General features: G+C 69.0%; 19 protein-coding genes and 1 tRNA gene. 5 read left to right on the top strand and 15 right to left on the bottom strand.

The window, feature by feature from the left end; all coding sequences use genetic code 11:
- Nucleotides 1–4: 4 nt before the first annotated feature.
- From xdhB to ACQ1RG_RS07670, 6 genes are all read right to left on the bottom strand, one after another.
- A complete protein-coding gene (gene xdhB, locus ACQ1RG_RS07695) occupies nt 5–2,362 on the bottom strand; it encodes a xanthine dehydrogenase molybdopterin binding subunit (RefSeq protein ID WP_009377988.1) in 2,358 nt (785 codons plus the stop codon).
- Nucleotides 2,359–3,843 (bottom strand): xanthine dehydrogenase small subunit, encoded by a 1,485-nt coding sequence (locus ACQ1RG_RS07690; protein ID WP_063249985.1) that lies wholly within the window; start codon nt 3,841–3,843, stop codon nt 2,359–2,361. The genes xdhB and ACQ1RG_RS07690 overlap by 4 nt, the downstream gene beginning before the upstream one ends.
- A 206-nt stretch (nt 3,844–4,049) precedes the next feature.
- Nucleotides 4,050–5,519 (bottom strand): NCS2 family permease, encoded by a 1,470-nt coding sequence (locus ACQ1RG_RS07685; protein WP_193338393.1) that lies wholly within the window; start codon nt 5,517–5,519, stop codon nt 4,050–4,052.
- Nucleotides 5,520–5,818: 299 nt separating this feature from the next.
- Nucleotides 5,819–5,909: transfer RNA gene (locus ACQ1RG_RS07680), tRNA-Ser, on the bottom strand.
- A 75-nt stretch (nt 5,910–5,984) separates the two neighbouring features.
- Nucleotides 5,985–6,419: a nucleoside deaminase gene (locus ACQ1RG_RS07675; RefSeq protein ID WP_063249934.1), complete on the bottom strand. Its 435-nt coding sequence runs from the start codon at nt 6,417–6,419 to the stop codon at nt 5,985–5,987.
- 17 nt (nt 6,420–6,436) lie between these two features.
- Complete coding sequence (locus tag ACQ1RG_RS07670) at nt 6,437–6,997, bottom strand: tRNA adenosine deaminase-associated protein (protein ID WP_101624146.1); 561 nt, start codon at nt 6,995–6,997, stop codon at nt 6,437–6,439.
- An 82-nt stretch (nt 6,998–7,079) separates the two neighbouring features.
- Here ACQ1RG_RS07670 and upp point away from each other — a divergent pair, with 82 nt between their 5' ends.
- From upp to ACQ1RG_RS07655, 3 genes are all read left to right on the top strand, one after another.
- Entirely contained in the window at nt 7,080–7,718 is a 639-nt protein-coding gene (upp, locus tag ACQ1RG_RS07665; protein WP_009377978.1) for a uracil phosphoribosyltransferase, read from the top strand.
- A gap of 237 nt (nt 7,719–7,955) precedes the next feature.
- On the top strand, nt 7,956–8,759 hold the full coding sequence (locus ACQ1RG_RS07660) for a winged helix-turn-helix transcriptional regulator (protein WP_009377977.1): 804 nt from the start codon (nt 7,956–7,958) through the stop codon (nt 8,757–8,759).
- 59 nt (nt 8,760–8,818) lie between these two features.
- Entirely contained in the window at nt 8,819–9,760 is a 942-nt protein-coding gene (locus tag ACQ1RG_RS07655) for an endonuclease/exonuclease/phosphatase family protein (protein WP_009377976.1), read from the top strand.
- Nucleotides 9,761–9,769: 9 nt separating this feature from the next.
- Here ACQ1RG_RS07655 and ACQ1RG_RS07650 read toward each other — a convergent pair whose 3' ends face one another.
- Complete coding sequence (locus ACQ1RG_RS07650; RefSeq protein ID WP_144588360.1) at nt 9,770–10,957, bottom strand: MarP family serine protease; 1,188 nt, start codon at nt 10,955–10,957, stop codon at nt 9,770–9,772.
- Nucleotides 10,954–12,474 carry a PrsW family intramembrane metalloprotease gene (locus ACQ1RG_RS07645; RefSeq protein WP_193338394.1) on the bottom strand — a complete coding sequence of 507 codons (1,521 nt, stop codon included), beginning with the start codon at nt 12,472–12,474 and terminating at the stop codon, nt 10,954–10,956. The genes ACQ1RG_RS07650 and ACQ1RG_RS07645 overlap by 4 nt, the downstream gene beginning before the upstream one ends.
- 366 nt (nt 12,475–12,840) lie before the next feature.
- On the opposite strand from ACQ1RG_RS07645, the gene ACQ1RG_RS07640 reads away from it, so the two are divergent.
- Nucleotides 12,841–14,748 carry an LPXTG cell wall anchor domain-containing protein gene (locus ACQ1RG_RS07640; protein WP_430600810.1) on the top strand — a complete coding sequence of 636 codons (1,908 nt, stop codon included), beginning with the start codon at nt 12,841–12,843 and terminating at the stop codon, nt 14,746–14,748.
- A 16-nt stretch (nt 14,749–14,764) separates the two neighbouring features.
- Here ACQ1RG_RS07640 and ACQ1RG_RS07635 read toward each other — a convergent pair whose 3' ends face one another.
- Nucleotides 14,765–15,442, bottom strand: coding sequence for a MerR family transcriptional regulator (locus tag ACQ1RG_RS07635; protein ID WP_190247514.1), 678 nt, complete (start codon nt 15,440–15,442; stop codon nt 14,765–14,767).
- Between the two features lie 48 nt (nt 15,443–15,490).
- Between ACQ1RG_RS07635 and ACQ1RG_RS07630 the strand changes: the two genes are divergently transcribed.
- Nucleotides 15,491–15,952, top strand: coding sequence for a DUF6194 family protein (locus ACQ1RG_RS07630; protein ID WP_227007105.1), 462 nt, complete (start codon nt 15,491–15,493; stop codon nt 15,950–15,952).
- A gap of 7 nt (nt 15,953–15,959) precedes the next feature.
- Here ACQ1RG_RS07630 and ACQ1RG_RS07625 read toward each other — a convergent pair whose 3' ends face one another.
- Genes ACQ1RG_RS07625 through ACQ1RG_RS07600 form a run of 6 tightly spaced genes read right to left on the bottom strand, consistent with a single transcriptional unit; the run spans nt 15,960 to nt 22,365 of the window.
- The gene (locus ACQ1RG_RS07625) at nt 15,960–16,751 is read right to left on the bottom strand and encodes an HpcH/HpaI aldolase family protein (RefSeq protein WP_308443553.1); all 792 of its coding nucleotides are present in this window, start codon (nt 16,749–16,751) and stop codon (nt 15,960–15,962) included.
- The gene (locus ACQ1RG_RS07620) at nt 16,736–17,521 is read right to left on the bottom strand and encodes a fumarylacetoacetate hydrolase family protein (RefSeq protein WP_009377963.1); all 786 of its coding nucleotides are present in this window, start codon (nt 17,519–17,521) and stop codon (nt 16,736–16,738) included. The genes ACQ1RG_RS07625 and ACQ1RG_RS07620 overlap by 16 nt, the downstream gene beginning before the upstream one ends.
- A gap of 36 nt (nt 17,522–17,557) precedes the next feature.
- Nucleotides 17,558–18,670 (bottom strand): 3,4-dihydroxyphenylacetate 2,3-dioxygenase, encoded by a 1,113-nt coding sequence (gene hpaD, locus ACQ1RG_RS07615; RefSeq protein ID WP_009377961.1) that lies wholly within the window; start codon nt 18,668–18,670, stop codon nt 17,558–17,560.
- A gap of 13 nt (nt 18,671–18,683) precedes the next feature.
- Nucleotides 18,684–20,189: a 5-carboxymethyl-2-hydroxymuconate semialdehyde dehydrogenase gene (gene hpaE / locus ACQ1RG_RS07610; protein WP_193338397.1), complete on the bottom strand. Its 1,506-nt coding sequence runs from the start codon at nt 20,187–20,189 to the stop codon at nt 18,684–18,686.
- Entirely contained in the window at nt 20,186–20,875 is a 690-nt protein-coding gene (locus ACQ1RG_RS07605) for a GntR family transcriptional regulator (protein ID WP_040341697.1), read from the bottom strand. Before ACQ1RG_RS07605 ends, hpaE begins: the two co-directional genes overlap by 4 nt.
- The gene (locus ACQ1RG_RS07600) at nt 20,872–22,365 is read right to left on the bottom strand and encodes a fumarylacetoacetate hydrolase family protein (protein WP_193338398.1); all 1,494 of its coding nucleotides are present in this window, start codon (nt 22,363–22,365) and stop codon (nt 20,872–20,874) included. Before ACQ1RG_RS07600 ends, ACQ1RG_RS07605 begins: the two co-directional genes overlap by 4 nt.
- Nucleotides 22,366–22,560 lie beyond the last annotated feature (195 nt).

Here is a 22,560-nt window from a genome sequence, read left to right as displayed (position 1 = left end):
CAGGTCATGACGGCACAGGCTGCCGATCGGGGGTCGCATCACGGACGGCTTCGAGCGCCCAGAACACGGCCTCCGGGGTCGCCGGGGAGGCGAGTTCGACCGAGGTGCCTGCCGGTCCGAAGCCGGCGATCGCCTCCCGCAGAGCCTCGCGGACGGAGAAGGCGAGCATGAGCGGAGGTTCGCCGACGGCCTTCGAGCCGTAGACCGCCCCCTCCTCGTGGGCCTTGTCGAGGAGGGCGATGTTGAAGACCTCGGGCATCTCGGAGAAGCTCGGGAGCTTGTACGTGCTCGCCGCCTGAGTGGCGAGCCGACCGCGGCTCGGCTTGTCGCTCGTGTCCCAGCGCAGGTCCTCGAGCGTGAGCCATCCGGCGCCCTGGACGAAGCCGCCCTCGATCTGGCCGATGTCGATGAGCGGGGAGAGCGAGTCGCCGACGTCGTGGACGATGTCGACCCGGCGGAGCACATACGACCCGTCGAAGCGGTTGACCTCGACCTCGGAGGCGGCCGCCCCGTAGGCGAAGTACTTGAACGGCTCACCCCGCATCGTCGAGAGGTCCCAATGGAGTCCCTCCGTGCGGTAGAAGCCGGAGGCCGAGAGCTGGATCCGCTGGAAGTACGCGGTGTTGATGAGCTCTTCCCACGTGATCGTCTTCGGCGAGGACAGCGCGCTGACGATCCCGCGGCTGATCTCGACCTCGTGCGCCGGGGCCCCGAGGAGTCCTGCCGCGACCTGCCGGAGACGGCCGAGGATCTGCTCGCACGCATCCTTGACGGCCCCGCCGTTGAGGTCGGAGCCGGAGCTCGCCGCCGTCGCCGAGGTGTTGGGGACCTTGTCCGTGCGCGTGGGGGCGAGCCGCACGGTTGAGAGGGGAACCCCGAGCGTGGTCGCCGCGACCTGGAGCATCTTCATGTGCAGGCCCTGACCCATCTCGGTGCCGCCGTGGGTGACGAGGACCGAGCCGTCCTTGTAGACGAGGACGAGCGCGCCGCCCTGGTTGAAGGCGGTGAGGTTGAACGAGATCCCGAACTTCACCGGGGTGATCGCAATCCCCCGTTTGACGTGGTCGTGGGTGGCGTTGAACCGGGCGATCTCCGCTTCCCGCTCGGCCACCTCGGCGGAGGTGACGACCTCATCCCAGCAGGCCTCCATCCGGTCGGGATGGCGCACGGGCTGGTAGTAGGGGGTGTCCTGTCCGGCCTGGTAGAAGTTGCGGCGGCGCAGCTCACGGGCGCTCAGCCCCAGCTGCGGGGCGATGCGGCCGAGGATGTCCTCCATGACGAGCATCCCCTGCGGGCCGCCGAAGCCGCGGAACGCCGTCTGCGAGGTCTTGTGGCACTTCGCGACGCGGCCGTGGACGCGGATGTTGGGCACCCAGTACGCGTTGTCGATGTGGCACATCGCGCGGGTGAGCACGGGTTCGGAGAGGTCGAGGCTCCACCCGCCGTCGGCGGTGAGCGTGGCGTCGAGGGCGAGGATCCGCCCGTCCTCGGTCAGGCCGATCCGCCACGTCGAATGGAAGCCGTGGCGCTTTCCGGTCATCGTCATGTCCTGCGTGCGGCTCAGCCGCAGCCGGACGGGCCGACCGGTGAGCTTCGCGCCGAGGGCGGCGAGCGCTGCGTACCCGTGGGGCTGCATCTCCTTGCCGCCGAATCCTCCCCCCATCCGCAGGCACTGGACGGTGACCTCGTTGGCGGGGATCCCGAGGACGTGGGAGACGATGTCCTGGGTCTCCGTGGGGTGCTGGGTCGAGCACTGGATGAAGACCTGGCCGGACTCGTCGACGTGGGCGAGCGAGGCCTGGGTCTCGAGGTAGAAGTGCTCCTGCCCGGCGAATTCGAATTCGCCGGAGAAGACGTGCGCGGCGTCGGCGAAGGCGCCGTCGACGTCGCCCTTGTCGATGACCGGCTGGACCCCGTGGTAGCTGCCGGCGGCGATCGCATCGCGCACGGTGATGAGCGAGGGCAGCGGGGTGGCGTCGACGACGACCGCGGCGGCGCCGGCCTTCGCCGCCTCGAGGTCCTCGCCGAGGACCCAGGCGACCGGCTGGCCGAAGAACATCACCTCGTCGGTGGGCAGCATCGGTTCGTCGTGCTTGACGCCCTGGTCGTTGACCCCGGGAACGTCGGCTGCGGTGATGACGCGCACGACTCCGGGCACCGCGTACGCAGGCGCCGCGTCGACGCGGTCGAGGCTCGCGTGGGCGTGCTCGGACTGGACGGGGTAGGCGTGGAGGACGCCGGTGAGTCGCCCGACGAGGTCGTCGGTGTAGAGCGCGGCGCCGGTGACGTGACCGAAGGCGCTCTCGTGGTGGTGGGATTCGCCGACGACAGGGTCGGCGGGGCGCTGGGAGAGATGGCTCATCGTCCTGCCTCCGTTCGGATCATGCCGGGCCCGCTCGCGCCCAGCTGTTCGGCGAAGAAGCGCTCGAGTGAGGAGCGCAGCATCGCAGTGCGGTACCGGGAGCTCGCCCGGTGGTCGTCCATCGGGGTGCCTTCGGCGGCGAGGGTCTCGGCCGCGTCATGGACGGTCTCGAGCGTCCACGGCCTGCCTTCGATCGCCGCTTCCGTAGCGAGGGCGCGCAGCGGGGTCGCCGCGACGCCGCCGAGGCCGATGCGGGCTTTGTCCACGATGCCGTCGGAGACGTCGACGGCGTAGCCGATGGCGACCGACGAGATGTCGTCGAAGCGGCGCTTGGTGATCTTCTGGAACGAGGTGAGCGGGGAGAGCGGCAGCGGGATCCGGATCGCAGTGATGAGCTCGCCGGGCTCGCGCACGGTCTGCCGGTAGCCGGTGAAGTAGTCGGCCAGCGGCACGACCCGCTCCCCGCCCGCCGAGGTGAGCACGAGCTCGGCCTCGAGGGCGAGGAGGGCCGGCGGGGTGTCGCCGATCGGCGAGCCGGTGCCGAGGTTGCCGCCGATCGTCGCACCGTTGCGGATGAGGCGCGAGGCGAACTGCGGGAAGAGCTTGCCGAGCAGCGGGACGGATCCGGCGAGTTCGCGTTCGATCTCGCTCAGGGTGTTCGCCGCCCCGATCTCGACATGGGTCTCCGTCCAGCGGACGCCGCGGAGCTCGGGCAGCCGGTCGATCGCGAGCAGCGACTTCGCCCGGGCGCCCTTGATGTTGACCTCGACACCCCAGTCGGTGGCGCCGGCGACGACGAGGACGTCGGGTTCGAGGCTGAGGATCTCGACCGCCTCGGCGAGGCGGGTGGGACGACGATACCGTCCCAGCTCACCGGTGGGGGTGTCGGGTCGGTGGAGGTCCGTGGCCGCCGAGGCCGGCGCCGGGTCGCTGCGGCGCGCGGCCAGGGCATCATCGTCGGTGGGGTCGCCGAGGGCGTAGGCTGCGTCCCTGATCGGGCGGTAGCCGGTGCAGCGGCAGAGATTGCCGGAGAGGGCGTGGATGTCGAATCCGTTGGGACCGTGGTCGGAGTCGGTGGGGCGCTCGGGGCGGTAGTACTCCGCGGCCATCGAACAGATGAAGCCCGGGGTGCAGTAGCCGCACTGGGAGCCGCCGCGCACGGCCATCTCCTCCTGGACGGGGTGGACGTCGTCGACCGAGCCGAGGCCTTCGGCGGTGATGACCTCCTGGCCGTCGAGGGCCGCTGCCGGCAGCAGACACGCATTCACCGAGGTCCAGCGGGTGCCGTTCTCGCCATCGGGTCGGGCGATGAGGATGGCACAGGCTCCGCATTCGCCTTCCGCGCAGCCTTCCTTGGCTGCCGTGAGCCCCTGACCGCGGAGGAAGTCAAGGGCGTTGGTATGTGTGGGGCCGTCGAAGTCGTGATCGGTGCCGTTGACCGAGATCCGACAGCTCGAGCGTTCCGTGGTCGACGCGGACATCGCACTCACCTCCTGCGCCTCGTCGGTGAGGCGCACAGTGCATGGTTGGAACAGATGCCTTCGCTCTCCCGGACTTCTGGTTATCCATGCGAACAGCAGCGGAGAGCAGTGAGGGCGTCGGGGCACAGGCCACCGACGGACCGGCGTGCGTCAGTCGCCGTGGGCGATCTGCCCCTTCGTCCAAGCTGTCTGCTCCGTCACAATGCTCACCCTCCCAAGATAGCCGAAATGGGACCGCGAACGAAGTAGAGGACGAATCCGACGGAGACGACCCAGAGCAGCCAGTGGACGTGCTGTCCGCGACGGCTGAACGCGTGGATGAGCGCCCAGGAGATGAATCCGACGCCGATGCCGTTGACGATCGAGTAGGTCAGGGGCATCGTCACCATGGTGAGGAAGACCGGCAGCGAGGTGCGGAAGTCGCTCAAGTCGATCTCCCGGATCTGGGAGACCATCATCGCGCCGACGACGACGAGGGCTGCCGCGCCGGCCTCCATCGGGATGACCCCGATGAGCGGAGCGAAGAACATCGAGAGGAGGAAGAGGACGCCGGTCACGCACGCGGCGAGACCGGTGCGTGCACCCTCGGCGATGCCTGCGGCGGAATCGACGAAGACCGTGTTCGACGACGCCGAGGCGCCGCCGCCGGCGACCGCGCCGAGACCCTCGATGATGAAGGCGCCGCGGATGCGGGGGAACATGCCGTCCTTCGTCTGCAGGCCGGCACTGCGGGCGAGACCCGTCATCGTGCCCATCGCGTCGAAGAAGTTCGTGAACACGAGGGTGAAGACGAGCATCGTCGCGGCGAGGACTCCGATGCGCTCGAACGAGCCGAAGAGGTCGAAGGCGCCGATGAGGGAGAAGTCGGGCAGAGCGACGATCTGGCTCGGCAGCTGCGGAGCGCTGAGGTTCCAGCCCTGCGGGTCCGGGTTGACCGGGTCGCCGACGGTGCCGAGCTTCGCGAACGCCTGGATGATGATCGCGGCGATCGTCGCGACGATCATCCCGATGAGGATGCCGCCGGGGATCTTCCGGGCCACGAGCACACCGATGAGGATGAGCGCGCCGATGAAGACCACGGTCGGCAGGGAGGCGATCGATCCGTCCTGCCCGAGCTGGACGGGCGGACCGGCGGGCGTGCGGGTGACGAAGCCGGAGTTGACGAAGCCGATGAACGCGATGAAGAGGCCGATGCCCACCGTGATCGCGACCTTGAGGGCGTGGGGAACGGCATTGAAGATCGCCGTGCGGATGCCCGTGGCGCCGAGGACGACGATGATGACGCCGTTGATGATGACGAGCCCCATCGCCTCGGCCCAGGTGACCTCCTGGACGACGGAGACGGCGAGGAAGCTGTTCATCCCCAGGCCGGCGGCGAGCGCGAACGGGAGCCGGGCGACGACGCCGAAGAGGATCGTGATGAGACCCGCGACGAGGCCGGTGACGGCCGTGAGCTGCGCGAAGTCGAGCGTGCCGCCGGTGACGTCGGCGGAGCCGCCGAGGATGAGCGGGTTGAGCACGACGATGTAGGCCATCGCCACGAAGGCGACGATGCCGCCGCGGATCTCCTGGCGCACCGAGGATCCGCGCTGGGTTATCTCGAAGAATCTGTCCAGTGCACTGGGACTGCCGTGCTCGACGGGTGCCGTGTCCCGCCCTGAATCGTTGTCAGCCATTTTCATGGACCACCTCAAACTGTTCGATTTGGTCGGCCGCAACATCGTCGTCGCGGCCCTGCGCCTTGAACGTGCGCATTGAAACGAGACAGTCAGCGCACGGGAGGCCCCGCCAGGACTTCCACGATGCGGAAAACTATTTCTATTTCATTTGGACAGTCTCGCGTCACACCCAGGGGTGTGTCAATCGTCACAGGGCCGTGAGGGGAATCGAGACACAACTGACACCAGTGTAGTCTCCGGGTCGCCGTGACGACTCCGGACAGCAGAGAACCCCCTGGATGACCAGGGGGTTCATGTGGCGGTGGCGGTGGGATTTGAACCCACGGTACGGGGTTACCGTACACAACATTTCGAGTGTTGCACCTTCGGCCGCTCGGACACGCCACCGCCGACAACAATACAGTCGGTGCCGCAGGAGGGCCAAATCATCGCACCGTGAGAGCGGTCACCTCTGTCGGCACCTCACCCTCGGAGGGCGGTGAAGAACTCGCGCAGCAGCGCCGCACTCTCCTCCGCGCGCACGCCCGCGTAGACCTCAGGGTGGTGGAGAGCCGCACGGTCGCGCGGGATGTCCCAGATCGAGCCGACGGCTCCGGCCTTCTCGTCGAAGGCGCCGTAGACGAGGCGGGCGATGCGGGAGCCGACGAGTGCGCCCGCGCACATCACGCACGGTTCGAGGGTGACGACGAGGGTGCAGCCGTCGAGGCGCCAGCGTCCGGTCGCCTCGGCGGCGGCACGCAGGGCGATGAGCTCGGCATGGCCGAGCGGATCCTCGTCGACCTCGCGCCGGTTGTGGCCAGCGCCGATGACCCGGCCGTCCTCATCGACGACGACGGCGCCGACGGGGACGTCGTCATGTGCGGTCGCCCGGGCCGCCTCGGCGAGGGCAAGATCCATCCACTCGGGAAAGCGGTTCAGCGTGCGGCCTCGAGCTGATCGGCGAAGCCGACGGTCTCGCCGACGTGGGCGACGACGCGGGCCGGGTCCGACCGGTGCTGCTCGACCTGCTCGATGAGGTCGGCCGCCGGGAGCCCCCGGTCGGCGTAGATGTCGGCGTCCCCGCCCCATTCGGCGTCGCCGTCGAAGTCGAGCATCTCGATCTCGTCGTCGTTGTCGTCCTCGTCCTCGTCCTCGGAGGTCTGCGTCTCCTCGTCGAGGCCGAACTCCTCTTCCGGCTCGGCCTCGTAGGCGTCGGGGCGGGAGTCGAGGTAGTCGGCGAAGATCGCAGCGAAGGGACTGAGCTCGACGGCCCGGAGGTCGGAGAGGAAGACCTTGACCTCGTTGTCCCGGCACAGCCGCACGAGGCCGAACCACTCGTCCTCGTGCTCGATGACGGCGATCGCCTCACCGTCGTCGGAGCCTGCGGTGCGCATCATGTCGACCAGGCCGTCGAGGTCCGCGGCGTCACGGACGTCGACGTCGAGGGCGCGGAAGCCGTCGCTGGACTCGGCAAGGATCTCACTGAAGTAGGACATGTCTCCATTGTGGACTCTTCTCAGTCCTTTCACCACAGGATCCGCTCTTTCTCCGCCTGTGTTTCGACGTACCATTTCCTGTATGCGCCTACACGTAGCCGATCACCCGCTCATCGCCCACAAGCTCAGCGTCCTCCGTGACGAGAGCACCGATTCCGCGCGGTTCCGGCAGCTCACCGAGGAGCTCGTCATGCTTCTCGCCTACGAGGCCACGCGCTCGGTCGCCGTCGAGGACCGCGAGGTGTCCACCCCGGTCTCGACGTTCACCGGCACCCGCCTGGCCGAACCCCGTCCCGTCGTCGTCCCCATCCTCCGCGCGGGCCTCGGCATGCTCGACGGGATGCTGCGCATCCTCCCCACCGCCGAGGTGGGATTCCTCGGCATGGTCCGCGACGAGACGACGTTCGAACCCACCGCCTACGCCGACCGGCTGCCCGATGACCTCAGCGGTCGTCAGATCTTCGTCGTCGATCCGATGCTCGCCACCGGCGGCACCCTGGCCATGGCCATCGACTTCCTCCTGGCCCGCGGTGCCCGCGACGTCACTGCCGTCTGCCTCGTCTCCGCCCCCGAGGGCGTCAAGCGCATCGAACAGTCGTACGGGGAGTCGGCGCACGTCGAGATCTACACCGCGGCCCTCGACGAACGCCTCAACGAGCAGGGGTACATCGTCCCCGGGCTCGGCGACGCCGGGGACCGGATGTACGGCATCGTCGACTGAGAGCCTCGGCGTCATAGTTCGTCACACTCGTCTCAAAAACGGCGAATCCTTTGCAGGCGCGTCAGACTGTGACGAATAATGAAGACATGACCTCTGTGACGTATCAGCCACGAATGTGCGCGGCAGCCATGTGTATGCCCTGCGTTCGTCGTCGGTGATCGTCCTTCCGCTGTCCGACCGCGAACGAGTGTACGTCAGCCACGCAGCGGACCCCCACGACTCACTCAGAGGACAGCCATGCCGAATCCAGAGCCGAACTACGTCCACCCCCGCAGTGCCGTCGCCGTCCGGAGGGCAGGAGCCAGGTTGAGCGCCGTCGATCCGCAGAACCCTCCGCACACGTACGGACCCAGCGGTGTCGTCCCCTCCCCGAAGGCCGCCCGCGGGATCATCGTCTACATCGGCCTCGACGAATCGAAGGCCGCCGCCGACGGCACGAACCTCTCCGCGATCGCCGGTGAACTCCAGGCGTACGCGAAGGAGCTCGCCTCGCAGGCCGAGACGCAGGCCGTCATCGCCCTGGCCCCGGAGGGCCGCGGCAGCGACATCGATGCCGTCCGCGCCGTCGCCAACGGCTCGCCGGCCGCCAGCGGCACCCCCGCAGGCACCCACGGACCCGTGCGCTCCCGCATTCCCAACCGCATCCACCCGCCTGCGCTGCGCGACGACGCCGCTGCTGGCGGCTACGGCGCCCACCCGGGCGAAGCCTTCGGAGAGAAGGCGGCCGAGCGTCTGCGCATCGACATCCCCCGCCGGGAGGTGCGCATCGACGGCGACCTCGTCGACGTCACGACGAAGGAGTTCGACCTGCTCGCCACCCTCGTCTCGCACCCGGATGAGACCCTGCCGCGCGACGCCCTCATCGCCGCCGTGTGGTCGGGCTCGGAGGAACCGGACGAGCGCACCGTCGACGTCCACATCCGCCGGCTCCGGCGCCGCCTCGGCGAGCACTCCTCGGTCATCCGCACGATGAGGGGTGCCGGCTACCGGTACGACACGCACCCCGACGTCACCGTGTGGTCGGCGACCGCGCACCGGTGATCCGGGTCGCACCACCCACCCAGGAGGGGGTCAGACTTCGCGGTTATGCTCGTTGATCGATGAATCAGGCATATCCCCGAACCCGTTCCGCGCGGAGGTCCGCGAAGGGAGTCACCGCACTCGTCTTCGGCATCCTCTATGCCGCGTTCCTTCTCCTCCACCACCTCCTCCCCTCCCGAGCAGGCATCGCCCTGCTCGTCGAGAGCATCCTGCCGTGGACGGGCGTCATCGTCGGCCTCGTCGCCCTCATGGCGCTCTTCCGTTTCTCCGTGCTCTCGGTCATCGGCGTGCTCGTACCCTCCATCGTGTGGCTGACGATGTTCGGCACAGCACTCCTGCCGGGCAAGGACGCGGGCACGGCCGACCTCACGGTCGCCACCCAGAACGTCGGAGCCCGCCTGCCGCAGCCCACCGCCACGGCGAAGAACCTCATCGACGCAGAGCCCGACATCCTCACGATCCAGGAACTCGAGTCGCTCTCAGGCCAGATCATCCGCAAGGAGCTCGACTCGGCGTTCGAGAACTCACAGGTCGTCGGCACTGTCGGGGTGTGGTCGAAGTGGCCGATGTCCGCCCCCGAGGCGGTCGACCTCGGTCTGCCGTGGGAGCGGGCCTTCGCAACGACGGTGTCGACCGACCACGGCGATGTCCGCTTCTACGCCGTGCACATGCCCTCGGTCCGGCCCGGGCATGAGGCGATGCGCAATGCCGCCCTGCGCCGCCTCGCGACAATCGTCTCCGCCGACGAGGCCGAGCGGGTCATCGTCGCCGGCGACTTCAACACCGCGACGACGGACCGCAACTTCTCCGAACTCGTGCCCCCGCTCGAGGACTCCCGGGTCGAGGCCCACGGCGGCTTCGGCTTCACGTGGCCGTCGGTGTTCCCGGTGACCCGTCTCGACCACATCCTCTACCGCGGTTTCGATGCGACCTCGGACCGCGTGCTCGGACGGGGCACGAGCGACCACCGCGCCGTCATCGCCGGACTCGACCTCAGCTGACGAGCACACTCACTTCGTGCACTGGCCCGTCGGCTGCGGGGTGCTGCTGCTCGCTCCCGCCTGCAGCTCGTCGCGGATCTCGGCCCGGGTGAGCGCATAGCCGGTCTCCTCATCGGTGGCGGAGCGGGCGAAGACCATGCCGATGACGTTGCCGTCGGAGTCGAGGAGGGGTCCGCCCGAATTGCCCTCCCGGACGATTCCGCGCACCGAGTAGACCTCGCGGACGACGCTGGACTCGTCGTAGATGTCGAGCCCGCGGGCGTTGATCCTCTCGCGCACTCGCGACGGAGAGATCGTGTACGGACCGTTGGCGGGAAAGCCGACGACGACAGAGTCGTCACCGGGACCGGCCGGTGAGCCGAACTCGAGCGCGGGAGCATCGAGTTCGGGGACCCTGAGGACGGCGACATCGGCTTCGGGATCGAATTCGACCACCTCGGCGGAGTAGGGACGCCCCGTCCCTCCGACCTGGACGGCGAGGCTCGTCGACCCGGCGACGACGTGGGCGTTGGTGGCGACGAGGCCGTCGCTGTAGACGAACCCGGTGCCCTCGGATCCGGCGGCGCATCGGGTGGTCGTCGTCGTCACCTTGACGACGGACTCCTCGACGCTGCGGCCGACCTCGACCATACCGGAGTCGGGTTCGCCGACACCGCGGATCTCCTCGGTCTGGCCGGAGAAGACCTGTGGGAAGCCCGTGGCGCGCAGTGTCGAGGCGAGGTCGCCCAGCGCCACCTGCGAGGAGTACGGGATCGTCCGGTCGATCGCGGCGATGACCGCGGAGTCGGCGACCCACCGGTTGGGTTCGACGAGCGGGGAGGCACGGACGAATCCGGCGGCGAGCCAGAGGACGAGGACGTAGACGATGCCCGCGGTCACCGTCCCGCCGATCGAGTCGATGCCCTGCCCGAGCTCGGAGTCCATGGCCCGCCGGATCGCGATGCCGATGCCGTTGCCGGCGAACGCGAAGAGCACGCTGAGGACGAGCGGCATCGCCGCGAGCAGGGCGATGACCCCGGGGTTCTCCATCGCCTGGGTGCCCGCGGAGATGTTCTCGACCAGCGGGGAGGTCAGCCGCCCGGCGATCCAGCCGACGACGAAGCCGACGACCGTGCACAGGCCGATGATGAAGCCCTGCCGGAAGCCGAGGAAGAGCGCAGCGATACCGAGGAGGACGATGATGACGTCGACGATCACGCCGGCCTCGCCTCACCTCGGGAGGCTGAGAGCAGACGGTCACGGGCTCCGGCGAACTCACGCAGTTCGTAGTTCTCGATGGTGCGCTCCTTGGGTCCGCCGAGACCGGCGAGCAGACGCATCCGTGTCGTCGCCAGCTGCCCGGCGAGGCGGATCATCGTCCGCATCTCCTGCTTGCCCCCGGGGAAGGTCTTCGCCCAGCGTTTGCCCTGCTTGCGGCCCTTCCACGTTCCGAGCATGTCGACCTCGGCGTGGGAGAGCCACCCGGAGTTCGCGTAGTCGCCGAGCATGTTGCGGGTGTGCAAACGCTCGCTGCGGCGGAGGATGAGGCCGGCGACGACCCAGCAGGTGGTGAGGATGAAGCTGAGGACGATGAGGCCGATGATCTGCGCAATGGGGCTGATGAGCTGGAGACCGGTCATCGACCCGTTCCAGATCGCGTGGAGGCACATGCCGACGAAGAGTCCGGGCAACCACATGAGGATGACCGCCCACCACGGCCATTTGCGGGCGGCGAAGCCGATCGTCACCCCGGCCCAGGACGAGAACGCCGTGTGGAGCAGGGGTGAGCAGAGGCAGCGGAGCACGAAGGTCACCCACAGGCCGGAGGTGCTCTCTTCCCACGCGGCGCCGAGGTAGAGGACGTTCTCCGTGAACGCGAAGCCCGCCCCGATGAGCGCGCCGTAGACGAGGCCGTCGAGGGGCCCCTCGAAATGACGCCGGGCGAGGAGGACGATGACGACGAGGAGGGCGGTCTTCGTCGTCTCCTCGACGACGGGGGCTTCGACGACGGTCTTGAACACGTCGGGCACCGCGCCGACGCCGGCGAAGTAGAGGGCGACCTCCCCGACGAGGGAGACGAAGAGGGTGAGGACGACGGAGGCGACCGCTCCCCAAAGGAGGCAGAGGCCGAGGAGGAGCTTCGGCTGGGGCTTCCACCGATCGAGCCACAGCACGTAGACGATGATCCCGATGAGGGGGATGGCCGAGAGTCCGATGAGCCCGAAGAGGCGGGCACCGAAGCTGAAGCCGCCCCAGATCGCCATGACGAGGAGACCGAAGACGAGGGCGCAGACGGCGAGGATCGCGAGGACGAGGCGGACGACGTTGCCCGGCGATCCCGGCTCGGCCGGTTCCGGCGTGCGCCGCACGGCCCCTGTCCACGGAGTCTCGGCGACCCGGTGCTGCGGGGGCTGCATCTGTGCGCGCACCCGCATCTCCTGCGTCACCGTCGGCGCGAACCGCGGCTGCTCGTAGACGCGGGACTGCATCGGCTGGCCGGGATGGGACTGGTGGCCGGGACGGGTCATCTGCCCCGGCGGCGGGATGCGCAGGCCGAGGTCGGGACCCGGTCCGGGGGCCTGCCGCCGCATCGGCGGCGGGGCCGCGGTGCGCTGGGGGTTCTGCGGCCGCGGGCGGAAGCGGTCATCGCTGCGGCGGGGATCGACGACGGGGCCAGGATGCTGACCACCGTGATTCGGGCCCGGGCCGTGCGGAGGGCCTGCATGTTCCGACATACACCGTCCTTCTCGATCGGATGCAGGGCGTTGACTGCTCGTCCAGTCTACGGTTGATCGCTGACACCGGGCCGAGCGGTTCGTGTCTGTTCGGCAACAACCCGCCTGGCCATCCGTCTCCCACCCACTCGTGTCCCAGCGGGTGTGGATCCCCTTCCCGCGTTCGCGTCTCGTCGCCCTGCCGAATCCCCTCGTCCTCGCCGAGGCGGTCGGTCCGTCCCGCGCCGACCCCGGTGGTGTGCCGTCCCCCACTCGTCTCCCCAGCCGCTGCCACTCGTGCTCGTTCGCCTGTGGAGGCTCGATCCGCTGTCCACAGGCGCAGAATCGCCTCTGGTCACCGCGGCCTGTCGGGCGTGCAATCGTGCCATGAGCACTCACAGACCTCTCACATGTCCATCCGTCCTCCTCGTCGTCCTCGCTCTCCTCCTCTCCTTGGGATCGTCCCCGGCAGCGGGGAGGTCGAACCTCGGTGAGGTCCCGCTCTCAGCGGGCTCCGGACTCTACGGTCCCGGCCTCTGGCATGAGGCCGCCGAGGGCAGGACCTGGTACGGCGCCTACCGCACGTTCGACGACAGGTACGCCTACTGCATCGACGCCGGACGGCAGTCCCCGCAGCCGGAGAACTTCGACGGTGCGCGACCGCGCACGGTCACCTCGGCGCAGACCGCGTGGGCGCTGCACACGTACGGGACCTCGGTTTCCGCCGACGTCCAGGCGGCACTGAGCACGATGGCCCGACTCGACGAACGGATCGACCACGACCATGCGGTGCCGCCGCAGGAGCCGGGCGAACTCGGCGCGGACTTCGCCGGGGCCGCACAGCAGTATGCGGCGATCACGAAGGAGGCGAAGAGGCTCGCCGGCCCGTACACGCTCGACGTCTCCCTCGAACGCTCCCTCGACATGCCCGTCCTCGAACCCTACGGCAGCACCGAGGAGGATGCCGCGCCGTCGACGGCCGACGTCCCTCCGACCTCGGGCGCGGTCACCCTCACCGTCTCCCTGACCAGCGCCTCCGGAGCGTTCGTCCCCGACATCCCCATCGAACTCACCATCAAGGGAGCCGAAGGTCCGACGAGAGTGACGAGCGGGACGGCAGAGATCACCGAGATGCTCAGGGCCACCGAGCCGGGGACAGTGAGCGTCACCGCCACGGCAGCCGTGGCCCCGGAGACCGTGCGCCTCTACGAGCCGACCTCCGGCACCCGCGTCCAACGCGTCATCACCGCCGACGAACCCGTGACCGTCACCGACGAGGTCTCACTCGACGTCGACTCGCAGCCGCGGGTGACCACGGAGATCTCCGAGGACCGACCGCAGCCGGGAGACATGGTCACCGATGCGTTCACGGTCTCCGGTCTCATCGGCGATCACAGGGTCGATGTCGTCCACGAGCTGTGGACCACCTCGTCGAAGCCCGCGATCGGCACCCGCAATGACGATGCCGAAGTCATCGGCACCGTGACATCGAAGGACATCGGCAACGGCACACACACCTCGGCGGGCATCCGGATCCCTGAGGATGTGCGCGGCTGGGTCTACTTCACGGAGACGATCGCCGCCGACGAGAAGACGTCGGAGTGGAAGGGCATCCACGGCCAGCCGAAGGAGACGGGATTCGTCCCATGGACGCCGACAGCTGACACCCGTGCCGAGATCGAGGGATCCCAGGTCACCGACGAGGTCGCCGTCACCGGCCTGCGTCCCGGCGCCGAGGCGAAGCTCACCGTCACCGCGTACCGCACCGACTCCGAACCCGAGCAGTCGACAGAGGCGTCGGGCACGGAGCTCGCCTCCCAGGACATCACCGTCGTCGCCGACCAGGAGGGAACGGCCACGGTGAGCACGGAGCCGATCGACATGCCCGTCGGGTGGGTGACGTTCGTGACGACGATCCACGCCGACGACGTCCACCGCGGGTGGACGAGCGACTGGGGCATCCCGTCGGAGACCGTCAGCCGTCCGCCGGCCGAGACGCCGAGCACGCCTCCGGCGCCTCCGTCACCCGAACAGCCGTCGACCCCGCCGTCACCCGAGCAGCCGTCGACCCCGCCCGCACCGGAGCAGCCAAGTCCGCCGCCGGCACCCGAGCAACCGAGCACTCCCCCACCGGTCGAACCCGTCGCAGAGGAGCCGGAGGCTCCGCGCGCCCCGGACGAACTGCCGCGGACGGGAGCCCAGGGGCACACGATGCTCATCGGGGTCGGCATCGTCCTCATCGGCCTCGGAGGCGCGATCCTCTTCGTCACCGGACGCCGGAACCGCGATGAGTGATCGGCCCGCTCACGGATCAGCCGCCCTCGACGATCGTCGCCGCTGCGCGGAAGAGGTCGAGGAGCCGTCCGGTGAGAGCTTCGATGCGGGACTCGAGGGCGGCGCGGGCCTGATCGACCTCGCCGTGGACACGCAGCGCATCGAGGAACTCGCGGACGGCCGGGATCCGATACCCGGCTGCCCTCAGCTCCGCGGTGATCCTCGCCTCCCGGATCGCGGCCGGCCGGTAGATCCGTGCGCGCGTTGCGCCGCGGGCCACCCGGTCGGGCGAGACCAGGCCCTCGTCCTCCCAGAACCGCAGGGTCGAGGCCGGGACGCCGAGGGCGTGCGTGAGCTGACTGATCGTCATCGACTCGGCGCCGTCGTCGGTCTCCGCATCGAGGCCGACCAGCATCTCCCGCACCGCGACCGCCCGGGTCCGCTCCGCGTCGAGACCGGCGGCGAATCCGCCGAGGACCGCTGCCGTGTCGGCAGGCGAGCGCTCCGACCGCGAGATGAAGGTATCGAGGGCGGCCACGGGACCGATCGCCGAGGCGAGGCGCCGATAGGCGATGAGTGCGCGGACATGGGTCTCGGTGAACCGGCGATGGCCGTTCGGCAGGCGCTCGGCGGCCGGTATCGCTCCGAGGGTCTCGAGCCTGCGCACCTGCTGCACCGAACAGCCGGCCGCCCGTGCCGCCTCGGCCGTCGTCATGCCCACGGGCGCGATCCGACATAAGCACTTGAAGTGCACACTTGAAGCATGAGCATGAACGACATCCTAGACGCCGTCCGCCGCTTCGACGGGGTCCTCGAGCTCGCTCCGACTCCGGGCAGTGAGTATCCCGAGGTCGCGTGGGGCGATCACTTCCTCTACTTCGCCCCCGACGGCGAGGTCCCGCAGCGGGTCCAGCCCTACGCGACGATCATCACGAAGGACTACCCCGACGACACCTTGTCACGACTGAGCGAGACAGGGCGGTGGCGGGTGAACATCCATGTCGGGCGGCATCGCTTCGCCGACCTCCTCGGCGAGGAGCCCACCGCGCCGGGCGCCGAGACGGGCTGGGACTTCGCCGCCGCGGACACGCTCCTCCCCCATCCTCTCTACCGCACGCAGGGGTGGGTCGCGATCGTCGCACCGGGACCGAACACGATGGGGCTCGCGCTCGACCTCCTCGCCGCTGCGCACGCCGATGCCGCACGCCGGTGGCATCGGCGCTGACTCGACCTCAGACTCCCGAGGCCCACTCCTTCGCCCACGCCCGGGAGCCGTTGGCAAGGAGTCCGACGTCGGCGCCGACGAGGACGAAGGAGGCACCGGCGTCGAGGTACCTCCTCGCCTGGACGGGGTCGAAGGCGTTGACGCCGACGGGTTTGCCGGCGGCACGGACGGCGTCGAAGGTCTCGAGCACCGCCGCGGTCACCCGCTCGTGCGTCTGCTGACCGAGCAGTCCCATCGAGGCGGCGAGATCGGAGGGACCGACGAAGACCGCGTCGATGCCCTCGACGGAGGCGATCGCCTCGGCGTTCTCCACCGCCGTCACCGACTCGATCTGGACGGTGAGGGAGACAAGCTCGTCGGACCTCCCCAGGTAGTCGGGCACGGTGTTCCACCTCGATGCCCGGGCGAGGGCGGAGCCGACCCCGCGCACCCCGTGCGGCGGGTAGCGCACGGACCGGGCCGCCTCCTCGGCGTCGGCTGCGGTGTCGACCATGGGCACGAGGATGTTCTGCGCACCGAGGTCGAGGTGCTGCTTGATGAGCACGCGGTCGCACGCGGGCACCCGGACCACGGGGGTCGCCGGGTAGCCGTTCATGGCCTGGAGGAGACGGGTCGTCGTCTCCAGACCCAACGGCGAGTGCTCGGCGTCGAGGAGCACCCAGTCGAGACCGGATCCGGCGGCGATCTCCGCGGACACCGGCGAGCCGGAGCTCACCCACATCCCCGCGAGATGACCGCCGTCCTCGAGCTCGGCGAGGCGGTCGGCGAAGGTCGGGGGCAGGTCTAGGCGAAACGACATGTGATGACTCCCAGGTCTCCGTAGTCGGCGTGGACGGTGTCGCCCGGATGCACCCACATCGGGCGGGTGAACGAGCCGGCGAGCACGGTCTCGCCCGCCCGCAGGGTCTCCCCGTGGTCGGCGAGCTTGTTCGCCAACCACGCGATGCCCCGCCCGGGATGGTCGAGGACAGCGGCGGCGACGCCGGAGTCCTCGATCGTCTCGTTGCGGTAGAGCAGGGCTGCGACCCAGCGGAGGTCGACTGAGTCGACGGTCACGGGACGACCGCCGAGCACCATCGCGCCCAGGGCTGCATTGTCGGAGATCGTATCGACGATCGTCCGTCCCTCCATCTCGATCCGGGAGGAGAGGATCTCGAGGGCGGGCACGACGTACTCGGTGGCCCTGAGCACGTCGACGAGACCGACGCCGGGACCCGCGAGGTCCTCGCCGAGGACGAAGGCGAGCTCGACCTCGACGCGCACCCCCGAGTACTGCGAGTGGTCGATGACCGCCCCGGTCTCATAGACCTGGTCTGAGAAGATCGTCCCGTAGTCGGGTTCGGTGATGCCGGTTGCCTGCTGCATCGGCTTCGACGTCAGCCCGATCTTGTGACCGACGACGCGCCGTCCCTCGGCCTCGCCGCGGCGCCGCCATTCCGCCTGCACCGCGTACGAGTCCTCGACCGTCATGTCCGGGTGGGCGGCGGTGAGCAGCCCGATCTTCTCCCGTGACCTCTCGGCGGCGGCGAGATCGTCGGCGATGCCGGCGATGACCGTCTCATCGAGCATGGTGATCCTCCTTCTGGGCTCTTCCCCGCGGTCGGCTCAGAGCTGGTGGCCGAGCTTGAATTCCTCTTCGCCGTCATCGGCGCCCGAGTGGGCGGCGGTGTCGCTCTCGGCATCCTCGCGGCGGGTGTAGGAGAATCCGTCAGCGCCGATGGTCACCTCCATCTCGGAGTCGTCGGTGCGCTTCGTCAGCGGCACCGGGTTGCCCTCGAGGTCGAGGACGGTCGAGGCATCGGTGTACCACGAGGGCACAACCGGGTTGCCCCACCAGTCGCGGCGCTGGTTGTCGTGGACGTCCCAAGTCACCCGCGGATTGTCCGGGTCGCCGGTGTAGTAGTCCTGCGTGTAGATCTCGATGCGGTGGCCGTCGGGGTCGCGCAGGTAGAGGTAGAAGGCGTTGGAGACGCCGTGGCGGCCGGGTCCGCGCTCGATCATGTCGGAGAGGCGCAGCGCTCCGAGCTTGTCGCAGATCGCCAAGATGTTGTGCTTCTCATGCGTGGCGAACGCGACGTGGTGCATGCGCGGCCCGTCGCCGCCGGTCATCGCGGTGTCGTGGACGGTGGGCTTGCGCCGCATCCACGCTGCGTAGACGGTGCCCTCGTCGTCCTGGATGTCCTCGGTGACGCGGAAGCCGAGGTCCTCCATGTAGCCCACGGCCTTCGGGACGTCCGGGGTGACCTGGTTGAAGTGGTCGAGGCGGACGAGCGCACCGGGCGAGTAGAGGTCGTAGCGCCAGGCGAGGCGCTCGACGTGGTCGACGTCGTAGAAGAACTCGTACGGGAAGCCGAGCGGATCCTGCACGCGCACGGAGTCGCCGATGCCGCGGACGAAGCCCTCGGACCGCCGCTCAACGGGACATCCGAGCTCACGGTAGAACGCCTCGGCGGCATCGACGTCCTCGGGGGTGCGGACCCGGAACGAGAACGCGGCCACGGCGGCCTCCGGGCCCTTCCGGAGGACGAGGTTGTGGTGGATGAACTCCTCCATCGACCGGAGGTAGACGGTGTTCTCGTCCTCCCACGTGACCTGGAGGTCGAGGACGTCGACGTAGAAGTCCCGGGACTTCTGCAGGTCGGTGACGACGAGTTCCATGTACGCGCAGCGCACGACATCGGGCGCGGCGACGGTGGGGGTGGTGATCGATTCGGTCATGATGGTGTTCCTCTCACTGCTTCCCGAAGACGGGGTTGTGGACCTCGCCGAGGTTGATGTGCACGGCCTGCTGGTCCGTGTAGAAGTCGATCGAGCGGTATCCGCCCTCGTGGCCGAGACCCGAGGCCTTGACGCCGCCGAACGGGGTGCGCAGGTCTCGGACGTTGTTCGAGTTCAGCCACACCATTCCGGACTCGACGGCCTGCGAGAAGTTGTGCGCCCGCTTGAGATCTGAAGTCCAGATGTAGGCGGCGAGCCCGTACTTCGTGTCATTGGCCAGCGCGAGCGCCTCCTCGTCGGTGGAGAAGGGGGTGATCGCGACGACGGGTCCGAAGATCTCCTCCTGGAAGATCCGGGCGTCGGGCATGACGTCGGCGAAGACGGTGGGTTCGACGAAGTTGCCGGTCTCGAATCCCTCGGGTCGGCCGCCGCCGGCGACGAGGCGCGCCTCGCCCTTGCCGATCTCGACGTACGACATGACCTTCTCGTAGTGCTCGGGGTGGACGAGGGCTGCGACCTCGGTGGCGGGGTCCGAGGGCAGGCCGACCTTGACGCGCTTGGCCTGCGCGGCGTAGCGCTCGACGAACTCGTCATAGATCGACTCCTCGACGAGGATGCGCGAACCGGCGGTGCAGCGCTCCCCGTTGAGGGAGAAGACACCGAAGATCGTCGCGTTGATCGCTGCGTCGAGGTCGGCATCGGCGAAGACGACGGCCGGGGACTTGCCGCCGAGCTCCATCGAGAGGCCCTTGAGCCAGGGTGCGGCGTTGGCGAAGATCGTCTGTCCCGTCTTCGACTCACCGGTGAAGGAGATGAGCGGGACGTCGGGGTGCTTGACGAGAGAGTCCCCGGCGAAGCCCTCCTCCCCGAAGCCGTTGACCATGTTGAACACGCCGGTGGGCAGGCCCGCCTCTTCGAAGATGCCCGGCCACAGCGACGCCGAGAGCGGGGTGAACTCGGCGGGCTTGAGCACGACGGTGTTGCCGGTCGCGATCGCCGGGGCGAGCTTCCACGACTCGAGCATGAACGGGGTGTTCCACGGGGTGATGAGGCCGGCGACGCCGATCGGCTTGCGGTTGACGTAGTTGGCCTGCCGGCCGGGAACCTTGTAGGCGTCGTCGACCTGGGCGACGATGAGGTCGGCGAAGAAGCGGAAGTTCTCCGCCGCCCGACGCGCCTGGCCCTTGGCCTGGGTGATCGGCAGACCGGAATCGTACGACTCCATCTCGGCGAGCTCGTGCTCGCGGCTCTCGACGATGTCGGCGATCCTGTTGAGCACCCGAGCGCGCTCACGCGGGAGCATCGTCGGCCACGGCCCCTCCTCGAAGGCCTTCTTCGCTGCCGCCACGGCCCGGTCGATGTCGGCCTTCTTGCCGGAGGCGGCCTTGATGTAGGGCTCGTTGGTCACCGGGTTGATGACGTCGAACTCGTCGCCGTCGAGGGAGTCGACGAACTCCCCGCCGATGTAGTGGCGGATCTTCTCCGGCAGGTTCGCAGGTGCAGTGGTGGAATCGGTCATGACTTGTCCCTCTCTGGTGCGGTGGTGGCTTCCTGGTAGCTGTGCAGTGTGGCGGTGCGGTGGGCGCGGACGACCCGTTCGACCTCGTCCGCCGAGGCGGCCGCCCGGATGAGTGCGATGATCCGGGAGTGCTCGTCGACGGAGTCGCGTGCCCGTCCGGGCACGAACGCGAACGTCGAGTTCCGCAGGTGCGCGAGCCGATCCCATTCGAGGCCGACGAGCGTGCGCAACCGGTCGTTGGGGCAGCGGGCGAAGAGCGCGGCGTGGAACTCGTGGTTGAGGCGGGTGAATTCGACGGCGTCGAAGTCGGTGAGCAGTGCCCGCATCTGCTCGTTGAGGTCCTCCGCCGCGGCGAGGTCGGCCGCGGTGATGTGGGTCAGGGCCTGTGCGGTCGCCGCGCCTTCGAGCACGGCGACGGCCTCCATCGACTGGACGTAGGATCCGTGGTCGACCATCGCCACCCGGGCCCCGACGTTGCGTTCGAAGGTGACGAGTCCGTCGGCCTCGAGCCGGCGGATCGCCTCCCTGACGGGGACGACCGAGGTGTCGAGCTCAACGGCGATCTGGGAGAGCACAAGCTTGTCACCGGCGTCGAAGGTGTGATCGCCGATGCGCTCACGGATCCACTGGTACGCGTGCTCGGCCTTGCTCAGAGGCTGGCTCGGCGACACCGGCTGCGCACTCATCGCGCGGACTTCCATTCCTCGAACTTCGCCTTCCATTCGCCCTTGGGCGGGAAGAGCTCTTCGATCGGGTTGCCGGCGGCGACCTGCTCGGCGACCCAGCCGTCCTCGACCTCTTTGGCCAGGGCGGCGTCGACGACCTCCTCGGCGAGGTTCCGGGGGATGACGATGACGCCGTCGTCGTCGCCGACGATGACATCGCCGGGAAGGACGGTCGCGTTCCCGCAGGCCACGGCCACATCGGACTCCCACGGGACGTGCTTGCGGCCGAGCACCGCAGGGTTGCGGGAGGTCGCGAACACCGGGAGGATGCCGGCCACCTCGGCGGAGTCGCGGACTCCTCCGTCGGTGACGACCCCGGCGGCGCCGAGAGCCTTGGCCCGCAGCGCGAGGACGTCGCCGAGGGTGCCCGATCCGGACTCACCGCGGGCCTCGATGACGATGACCTCGCCCTCCCCCAGGCTGTCGAAGGCGCGCTTCTGCGCGTTGTAGCCGCCGCCGTGGGATGTGAAGAGGTCCTCACGGTTGGGCACGAAGCGCAGGGTCTTCGCGACGCCGACGATCCGGCTGCCCGGGGTCAGCGGGGCGACGCCCTCGATGACGACGTTGTTGAGCCCGCGGGCCCGCAGCTGGGCCGAGAGTCCCGCCGTCGGGGCCTCGGCGAGCTTCGCCCGCAGCTCTGCGGGGAGGGCTGCGCCGAGGGCGGCACTGTCCGTGCCGCCCTCGGCCGGCAGGCCGGCGGCCTCCGCCGAGCCCCACGCGTCGATGCGCAGGTCGTCGGTGACGGCAGGAGTGCTGCCGAGGTCGGCGTCGAAGTCGCCGGGGCCCTCGACGACCTCGGTGCGCAGGCGACCGGAGCTCAGCTCCTGCCCCGTCCTCGCCGAGGCGGTGCTCACCTCGACCTCGACGACGTCGCCGGGGACGACGACGCTCGAGCCCGACGGGGTGCCGGTGAGGATGACGTCACCGGGTTCGAGGGTGAAGTGCTGGCTGAGGTCGGCGATGATCCGGATGAGCGGGAAGATCAGCTGCTCGGGACCGGTGCCGTCGTCTTGGACGAGGGAGCCGTTGACCCAGGTGCGGATGCGCAGGGCCTCGGGGTCCACCTCGGCGGCGGGGATGAGTTCGGGGCCGAGGGGGGTGTAGCCGTCACGGCTCTTCGACCTCACGTTCGAGCCCTTGTCGGGGGCCTTGAGGTCATAGAGGCCGAAGTCGTTGGCCGCGGTGACGCCTGAGACGTGGTCCCATGCGGCCTCGGCGGGGATGCGGTGGGCAGGGGTGCCGATGACGACGGCGACCTCGCCTTCGAAGGCGAGCAGTTCGGTGCCGGCGGGACGGGAGATCGTCTCACCGCTGTCCGCGAGCGAGCTCGTCGCCTTGAGGAAGTACGAGGGAGCGGCGGGTCGGCGGCCGCGCTGGGCGGCACGGGACTCGTAGGCCACGTGGACGGCGATGATCTTGCCGGGCCGGGTGGGGACTGCTGCGTTCGTCATCGAAACCTCGTTCTCTCGTCGTTGACTTCTTGGATCGTATACGATGCAGAAGCGGTCGACAAGGGTTCGACCGAATTTTGTCGGAACGCACCCCCGCCTCGGCGTGATCGTATATGAACTGATACGATCTGGATCACAAGGTGCGCGCCGGATCACAGACGATCACCACGGCGCACAAAGGCGTGTGAGGAACCG

The sequence above is a fragment of the Brevibacterium sp. K72 genome (assembly GCF_050562175.1).
GTDB classification, from domain to species: Bacteria; Actinomycetota; Actinomycetes; order Actinomycetales; family Brevibacteriaceae; genus Brevibacterium; species Brevibacterium casei.
Note: the sequence above shows the minus strand (reverse complement) of the source record. Positions and strands in the feature narration are given on the sequence as shown.